Below are 7,028 nucleotides of genomic sequence, written 5' to 3'. Positions count from 1 at the left end.
GTTTCCGGGATCCGGGGCCACAGCCCCCGTCGCGAAGTGATCAGGCGCCGTCGGACTTCTGCCCCACCAGCTGGGACAGCAACTCCATGATCTGCGCGTGGTTCCGTTCCACCGTGGCCTTCAGGCCGGTGACCTCAAACCGCAGTGCGGTCAGGTCCGCCTTGATGATGGTGAACTCGCGGTCGTTCTTTTCCTGGGCCTCTTCGAAGCGCCGCGTCAGGGCGGCGATCTCCGACTGCGCGATGGGGCCCTCGGCCACTGCGGGCCCTCCTGCCAAATCATGAAGTAAGACGGTCATCAGAAGTCCCACGATAACGGCCTCGAAAGACGCTCCGAGGCCATCCTGACCCCGGTGACGACACTTGCGTCAAGAGTGCCCCATCACGATCGCCAAGGGGCTCAGCGCGATGAGTTGATCGCCACGAGTGATCGCTCCCGTACCGCAGACCGACCGGATCGAGCGGTGGGTGCCGGATGACGCTCTCCTATGCCAGCGGCATTTTCAGGATCAGTGCCGAACGCCGTCCCCGGGCGGCACACCAGGGACGAGACCCGCTGGTACCCCGTAGGAGTGAGCGCCGACCGCACATCACCGAATCCGGGGACACCCGTGCCGAACCAGCGGGAGAGTGGGCCGTACCGGATGGGCCAAGAGAGGAGAGGCGTTGCCGAAGGAACTGGTGACCACCTTGAGCGATGGTCGACGGGTTCACTTGCCCGCGACCATTCGCACGATCCGGGAGGCACTGCCTCCGGATCTGCATCGCGACTTCACCGAGGACGTCGAGAACGCGGGACCGGATGAGATTCCCGGTGTCCTCGCACGGTGGGCCCTGCGGACCCCACAGGCCCATGACCCTGGCGAGGACGCGGAGATCGCCCGCATCCGGGCAGGCGATACCTCGGGACTGATCTTCCTGGACCAGGACGACGAGTTCAGGAGCGTCTGATGAGCCTGAGAGTCGCCTTCACACCTGCCGCCGAGGTCGAACGACGCAGCCTGGCGGGAGAACGCCGCAAAGCCTTCGACCGCGGGATGGAGGCAATCGCGTGCAATCCCTACGGCTGCGGGTCGAGTCAGGTCGGGGGCGACCCCGACCGCCGTGATGCCACGGTGTCCAACGTCGCTTTCATTACATACCTCGTGAGCCAGGGCGTACTTACCGTCACCGTCGTCAAGATCGTGGCCTTGCCCTAGCGGATTCCGTCATCGCCGGGCGCGTCGGAGACAGGCCCTCCCGGCTCCCGCCCCCCACATGTCTCAGACCCCGGGCCCTACGCCCGCGCCGCCAGCCAGCCCTTGAGCCCCTGCCCCGGTGCCCGGTCGTTCTCCGGGAGCTTGGGGAGCCGGTGGGGCAGGGCCTGGTACCAGGCGTAGGAGAGGGCGAAGCCGAAGGCCAGGCAGAGGACGCCGCCCACCGCGTCGAGCCAGAAGTGGTTGGCGGTGGCGACGATCACGACCAGGGTCGCGGCCGGGTAGAGCAGGCCGAGGATCTTCGCCCAGGGGGTGGCGGCCACCGCGAAGATGATCAGGCCGCACCACAGGGACCAGCCGGCGTGCATCGAGGGCATCGCCGCGTACTGGTTGGAGACGCTCTTCAGATCGCCGGAGGCCATCGAGCCCCAGGTCTCATGGACCAGGACGGTGTCCACGAAGTCCAGGTGGGGCATGAGCCGAGGGGGAGCGAGCGGATACAGGTAGTAACCGACCAGGGCGACGGCGGTGGTGGCGAAGAGGATCAGGCGGGCGGCGGCGTAGCGGCCGGGGTGCCAGCGGTAGAGCCAGACCAGGACGCCGATGGTGACGATGAAGTGAAGGGTGGCGTAGTAGTAGTTCATCGACACCACCAGCCACTTCACCGAGTTCACGGCCTCGTTGACCGCATGCTCGAAGTTGAGGCCGAGGGCCTTCTCGGCGTCCCAGATCCACTGGGCGTTCTTGATCGCCTGTGCCTTCTGCTCCGGCACGGCGTTACGGATCAGCGAGTACACCCAGTAACTGACCGCGATCAGGAGGATCTCGAACCAGATACGGGGGCGGCGCGGGGAGCGCAGCTCCTGCCAGCGGCTGAGACGGGAGGACGGCCCGGCGGTCTCGCCCTCCATGGGTGTCGACGCGGGGGCCGTCCGGCCATCGAGAGTCTTTACGGTCGGTTCACCCATGTGACGAGAGTCTGCCAGATTCCCCCGGAGCCCTGATCATCCCTTGGTCGGGTTCCCCGGGGCCCCGGTCCGTCCTGCGGATGACCGACCCCGGAGGGGGCGGGTCAGGAACGACCCCCCGCTCCGGGGCCCGACGCCGTCGAGCCGCGGACCACCAGTTCGGGCATGAAGACGAACTCGCCGTAGGTGGGGGCGGGGGTGCTGGAGCCCGTAGGGGTCGCATTGCCCTGGATCTCCTCCAGCAGGGTGCGGACCGCCGCCTGGCCCATGGCGGGGACCGGTTTGCGGACCGTGGTGAGCGGGGGGTCGGTGAAGGCGATCAGGGGGGAGTCGTCGAAGCCGACGACGGAGATGTCGCGCGGCACCTCAAGGCCCCGGCCCCGGGCGGCCCGGATCGCGCCGAGGGCCATCATGTCGCTGGCGCAGACGACGGCGGTGCAGCCCCGGTCCAGCAGGGCGGAGGCGGCGGCCTGGCCGCCCTCCAGGGTGTAGAGGGAGTGCTGGATCAGCTCGCGCTCGACGGTGACGGGGTCGAGCCCGAGCCGCTGTCCGACGATCCGGACGAACCCTTCGATCTTCCGCAGGACGGGTACGAAACGGCGCGGCCCCAGCGCCAGCCCGATCCGGGTGTGGCCGAGCGCCACGAGATGGGTGACGGCCAGCTCCATCGCCGCCCGGTCGTCCGGGGAGATAAAGGGGGCCGCCACCTTGGGGGAGTACCCGTCGACCAGGACGAAGGGGACGCCCTGGCCGCGCAGCCGCTCATAGCGCTGGGTGTCGGCGGTGGTGTCGGCGTGGAGGCCGGAGACGAAGATGATCCCCGCCACTCCCCGGTCGACCAGCATCTCGGTCAGCTCGTCCTCGGTGGAGCCGCCCGGGGTCTGGGTCGCCAGGATCGGGGTGTAGCCCTGACGGGTCAGGGCCTGGCCGATCACCTGGGCCAGGGCGGGGAAGATCGGGTTCTCCAGCTCGGGGGTGATCAGCCCCACCAGCCCCTCGCTGCGCTGGCGCAGCCGCACCGGACGCTCATAGCCGAGGACGTCCAGTGCGGCGAGCACGGACTGGCGGGTGGTGGCGGCGACGCCGGGCTTCCCGTTGAGGACCCGGCTCACCGTCGCTTCGCTGACCCCCGCCTGAGCGGCTATATCTGCCAGTCGTGCGGGTGTGGTCACAGCAGGGGACTGTACCGGGCGCACGTCAGACCGCCCACCAGACGCAGCTGTCGCCCGGCAGCCGGACCTGTCCGCCGTCGAACTCCAGCGGCGTGGAGGAGAGCACCGGTCGGCCCGGAACGGGCAGCCGGACCTCGTCGGCGAGGGTGTTGAGGGTGCAGACGAGACCCGGGCGGGCGAGGACCAGGGTGCCCTCGGGTCCCTCCCGCCACTCCATCGTCCCGTCGCCCAGGCCCGGCAGTTCCTTGCGGAGCGCGATGGCCGAGCGGTACAGCTCCAGCGTGGAGCGCGGGTCGCCGCTCTGTGCCGCCACCGACAGGCCCGCCCACGCCTCGGGCTGCGGCAGCCAGCTGCCACCCGGCCCGAATCCGTACGGTGCGGAGGTGCCCGACCAGGGCAGCGGCACCCGGCAGCCGTCGCGGAGGCCGTCCTGGCCGTCGCCGCGGAAGAAGGCCGGGTCCTGGCGGACCTCGTCGGGGAGGTCGGTCACCTCGGGCAGGCCCAGTTCCTCGCCCTGGTAGACATAGGCCGAGCCGGGCAGGGCGAGGGTCAGCAGCGCGGCGGCCCGCGCGCGGCGCAGGCCCTGGGCGCCGCCGCCGTAGCGGGTGGTGTGGCGGACCACGTCGTGGTTGGAGAGGACCCAGGTGGTGGGGGCGCCGACCGAGCCGGTCGCGGCGAGGGAGTCGTCGATGACCCGGCGCATCGCGCCCGCGTCCCAGTCGCACGTCAGGAACTGGAAGTTGAACGCCTGGTGCAGTTCGTCGGGGCGTACGTAGAGGGCGAGCCGTTCCGAGGTCGGGGCCCAGGCCTCGGCGACGCCGACGCGTTCGCCCGGGTACTCGTCGAGGATGGTCCGCCAGGCGCGGTGGATCGCGTGGACGCCGTCCTGGTCGAAGAAGGGCAGCACCTGCGCGCCGATCAGCTTGGCCTGCTCGCTGAGCCCGATGTCGGGCAGTCCGGCGGCCTTGACCATGCCGTGGGCGACGTCGATACGGAAGCCGTCGACGCCCAGATCGAGCCAGAAGCGGAGGATGGACGCGAACTCCTCGTGGACCTTCGGGTGCTCCCAGTTGAGGTCGGGCTGCTCGGGCGCGAAGAGGTGGAGGTACCAGTCGCCCTCCTCGGTCCGGCTCCAGGCGGGCCCGCCGAAGACGGACTCCCAGTCATTGGGCGGGAGTTCGCCGCTCTCTCCCCGGCCGGGCCGGAAGTGGTACAGCTCGCGCTCGGGGCCGCCCGCGAGCGCCGCCTGGAACCAGATGTGCTGGTCGGAGGTGTGGTTGGGCACGATGTCGACGATGATCCGCAGCCCCAGCCGATGGGCCTCGCGCACCAGGTCGTCGGCGTCGGAGAGATCACCGAACAGGGGGTCGACGGCCCGGTAGTCGGCCACGTCGTAGCCGCCGTCGGCCTGGGGTGAGGCATAGAAGGGGGTGAGCCAGACGGCGTCCGCCCCCAGGTCGGCGAGGTAGGGCAGTCTGGCCCGCACGCCCCGCAGATCGCCGACGCCGTCCCCGTCGCTGTCGGCGAACGAGCGCACGTACACCTGGTAGATGACGGCGTCACGCCACCAGCCCGCCGAGGGAGCGGCGGTCTGGTCGTCGCGGAGGGTGGGAGCGAGCTCCTGGGTCATGTGCGGTCCCTTGTAAGTCGTCACAGCGATGGTCGTGCGTCGTGCGGATGCGTACGGGGTGATGGATGAGGTTACGTATGGGGATGATTCCCCTCGAATCGCCGGGTCACGCGCGAGGTGCGGACCCGATGGTCATCCCCGGGGCGGAGAGGCCGGTTCCTCTCGCGATCCCCCAAGCCGAGAGGCCGGTTCACGACCTCGTCGCCCGGGGGGCGAGGCCGGTTCACGGCGTCTTCGCCCCCGCTTCCCCCTGCCTGACGGGTCATCCCTTGGTGCCGCCCGCCGTCAGTCCGGCGACGAGGTGCTTCTGGGCGAAGAAGAAGAGCAGCCCGGCCGGAACCATGATCAGTACGGAGGAGGCGGTCAGCAGGCCCCACTCGGCCCGGTGCGGGCCGACGAAGGTCTGGAGGCCCACCGCGAGGGTGTACTTGGTCTCGCTGCTCATGAACGAGGTGGCGAAGGCGACCTCGCCCCAGGCGGTGAGGAAGGTGTAGAAGGCGGTCACCGCCAGACCCGGCCGCGCCAGCGGCACGATCAGCCGCCAGAAGGTGCCGAACGGGGTGAGCCCGTCCACCCGGCCCGACTCGTCGATCTCGGTGGGGATGGTGTCGAAGTACCCCTTGAGCATCCAGGCGCAGAAGGGCACCGACACCGAACAGTAGGTGAGGATCAGTCCGCCGTAGCTGTCCAGCAGTCCCAGCCGGCCCAGGATGTTGTAGAGCGGGACGATCAGCACCGCCACCGGGAACATCTGGCAGATCAGGAAGGTCCACATCAGCGGCTTGTGCCCGGGGAAGCGCATCCGGGAGACCGCGTAGCCCGCGCTGGCCGCGATCAGCACGCCCACCAGCATCGTCCCGGCCGCGATCAGCGCCGAGTTGAGGAACCAGGTCAGGAACTCGGTGTCACCGAGGACATGGGTGTAGTTGGAGAGCGTGAAGCCCTCCATCTCCATCGGGTGGGTCCAGCCGTTCTCCCCCCGGACGGAGACCAGCACCACGAAGACGATGGGGAAGAGCGCGATCAGCGAGGCGAGGACCAGCGTGGTGTGCAGGGCTATCGACGCGCCACGGGAGCGCTCGCCGCGCGGGCGCGTGCGGACGGTGCTCACTTGGCGGCCTCCTGGCGCTTGAGCATCGAGCGGTAGAAGACGGAGAAGACCAGCAGCAGCGAGAGGATCACGATCCCGTACGAGGCCGAGCCCGCGTAGTCGCGCACCCCCTGGAAGGCCAGCCGGTAGGCGTAGGTCACCAGGATCTCGCTCTCGGTGCCGCCCGCCTGTCCGATCACCAGGTAGATGATCGGGAACATGTTGAACGTCCAGATCGTGCCCAGCAGGACGATGGTCGAGCTGACCGGCCGCAGCCCGGGCAGGGTCACATGCCGGAACCGCTGCCAGGGCGAGGCGCCGTCCATCTCGGCGGCCTCGTGCAGCTCGCGCGGGATGGACTGGAGGCCGCCGAGGATGGCGACCATCATGAACGGCACCCCGAGCCAGGTGTTGACCGCGATCACCGACAGCTTCTGGATGAAGGGGTCGCCCAGCCAGTCGACCGGGCCCATCCCGATCTTCCCCAGGAGCCCGTTGAGGACACCGTTGTCGGTGTTGTACATCAGCTTCCAGGCGAAGGCGGCGACGAACGCCGGCACCGCCCACGGCAGGATCAGCAGCACCCGGTAGAGCGAACGCCCGCGCATCCGCCGGTTGAGCAGCAGCGCCAGTCCGAGCCCGATGGTGTAGTGCAGCACCACACAGCTCGCGGTCCACAGGACCGTCCAGGTCAGCCGGGGGTAGAAGGACCCCTCCCGGCCGGAGAGGATGTTCCAGTAGTTGTCGAGCCCGACGAACGCGTAGGACGCCGGGACCTCGAAGTCACCGATGGTCCGGCCGATGTTGGCCTCGTTGGCGTCGGTGAAGGAGAGATAGATGCCCCGGCCGAGCGGATAGCCGACGAGCACACCGAGGACGATCGCCACCGGCAGGACCATGGCCCACGCGTACCAGTGGGTGGTGAAGGACCGTCTGGTCCTGACTATGAGGCTGCTCATCTCTCTCCGTACGT

The 7,028-nt window shown here is 69.2% G+C and carries 8 protein-coding genes; 2 read left to right on the top strand and 6 right to left on the bottom strand.

Annotation, left to right across the window (positions count from 1 at the left end; genetic code table 11):
• Window positions 1-40: 40 nt before the first annotated feature.
• Window positions 41-259 carry a hypothetical protein gene (locus tag ACFVIM_RS14195; RefSeq protein ID WP_384300987.1) on the bottom strand — a complete coding sequence of 73 codons (219 nt, stop codon included), beginning with the start codon at window positions 257-259 and terminating at the stop codon, window positions 41-43.
• A 406-nt stretch (window positions 260-665) separates the two neighbouring features.
• Here ACFVIM_RS14195 and ACFVIM_RS14190 point away from each other — a divergent pair, with 406 nt between their 5' ends.
• Together ACFVIM_RS14190 and ACFVIM_RS14185 are read left to right on the top strand one after the other, a co-directional pair.
• Window positions 666-950, top strand: coding sequence for a hypothetical protein (locus tag ACFVIM_RS14190; protein WP_384300986.1), 285 nt, complete (start codon window positions 666-668; stop codon window positions 948-950).
• On the top strand, window positions 950-1,198 hold the full coding sequence (locus ACFVIM_RS14185) for a hypothetical protein (RefSeq protein WP_384300985.1): 249 nt from the start codon (window positions 950-952) through the stop codon (window positions 1,196-1,198). Before ACFVIM_RS14190 ends, ACFVIM_RS14185 begins: the two co-directional genes overlap by 1 nt.
• 77 nt (window positions 1,199-1,275) lie before the next feature.
• On the opposite strand, the gene ACFVIM_RS14180 is transcribed toward ACFVIM_RS14185, so the two are convergent.
• From ACFVIM_RS14180 to ACFVIM_RS14160, 5 genes are all read right to left on the bottom strand, one after another.
• The gene (locus ACFVIM_RS14180; protein WP_384300984.1) at window positions 1,276-2,163 is read right to left on the bottom strand and encodes a phosphatase PAP2 family protein; all 888 of its coding nucleotides are present in this window, start codon (window positions 2,161-2,163) and stop codon (window positions 1,276-1,278) included.
• 104 nt (window positions 2,164-2,267) lie between these two features.
• Window positions 2,268-3,335 carry a LacI family DNA-binding transcriptional regulator gene (locus ACFVIM_RS14175; protein ID WP_384300983.1) on the bottom strand — a complete coding sequence of 356 codons (1,068 nt, stop codon included), beginning with the start codon at window positions 3,333-3,335 and terminating at the stop codon, window positions 2,268-2,270.
• A 25-nt stretch (window positions 3,336-3,360) separates the two neighbouring features.
• Window positions 3,361-4,965, bottom strand: a complete 1,605-nt coding sequence (locus ACFVIM_RS14170; RefSeq protein WP_384300982.1) for a glycoside hydrolase family 13 protein — start codon at window positions 4,963-4,965, stop codon at window positions 3,361-3,363.
• A 262-nt stretch (window positions 4,966-5,227) separates the two neighbouring features.
• Window positions 5,228-6,076 carry a sugar ABC transporter permease gene (locus tag ACFVIM_RS14165; protein ID WP_384300981.1) on the bottom strand — a complete coding sequence of 283 codons (849 nt, stop codon included), beginning with the start codon at window positions 6,074-6,076 and terminating at the stop codon, window positions 5,228-5,230.
• Window positions 6,073-7,014, bottom strand: a complete 942-nt coding sequence (locus ACFVIM_RS14160; protein WP_384300980.1) for a carbohydrate ABC transporter permease — start codon at window positions 7,012-7,014, stop codon at window positions 6,073-6,075. The genes ACFVIM_RS14165 and ACFVIM_RS14160 overlap by 4 nt, the downstream gene beginning before the upstream one ends.
• Between the last annotated feature and the right edge of the window lie 14 nt (window positions 7,015-7,028).

Source organism: Streptomyces sp. NPDC057638 (assembly GCF_042800315.1).
GTDB lineage: Bacteria > Actinomycetota > Actinomycetes > Streptomycetales > Streptomycetaceae > Streptomyces.
This window is presented reverse-complemented; position numbering and strand designations above follow the sequence as displayed.

Bases quoted from the DNA above. Each gene is read 5' to 3' on its own strand.
- ACFVIM_RS14185 (WP_384300985.1), top strand. From the start codon at position 950: ATGAGCCTGAGAGTCGCCTTCACACCTGCCGCCGAGGTCGAACGACGC.
- ACFVIM_RS14180 (WP_384300984.1), bottom strand. From the start codon at position 2,163: ATGGGTGAACCGACCGTAAAGACTCTCGATGGCCGGACGGCCCCCGCG.
- ACFVIM_RS14170 (WP_384300982.1), bottom strand. From the start codon at position 4,965: ATGACCCAGGAGCTCGCTCCCACCCTCCGCGACGACCAGACCGCCGCT.
- ACFVIM_RS14160 (WP_384300980.1), bottom strand. From the start codon at position 7,014: ATGAGCAGCCTCATAGTCAGGACCAGACGGTCCTTCACCACCCACTGG.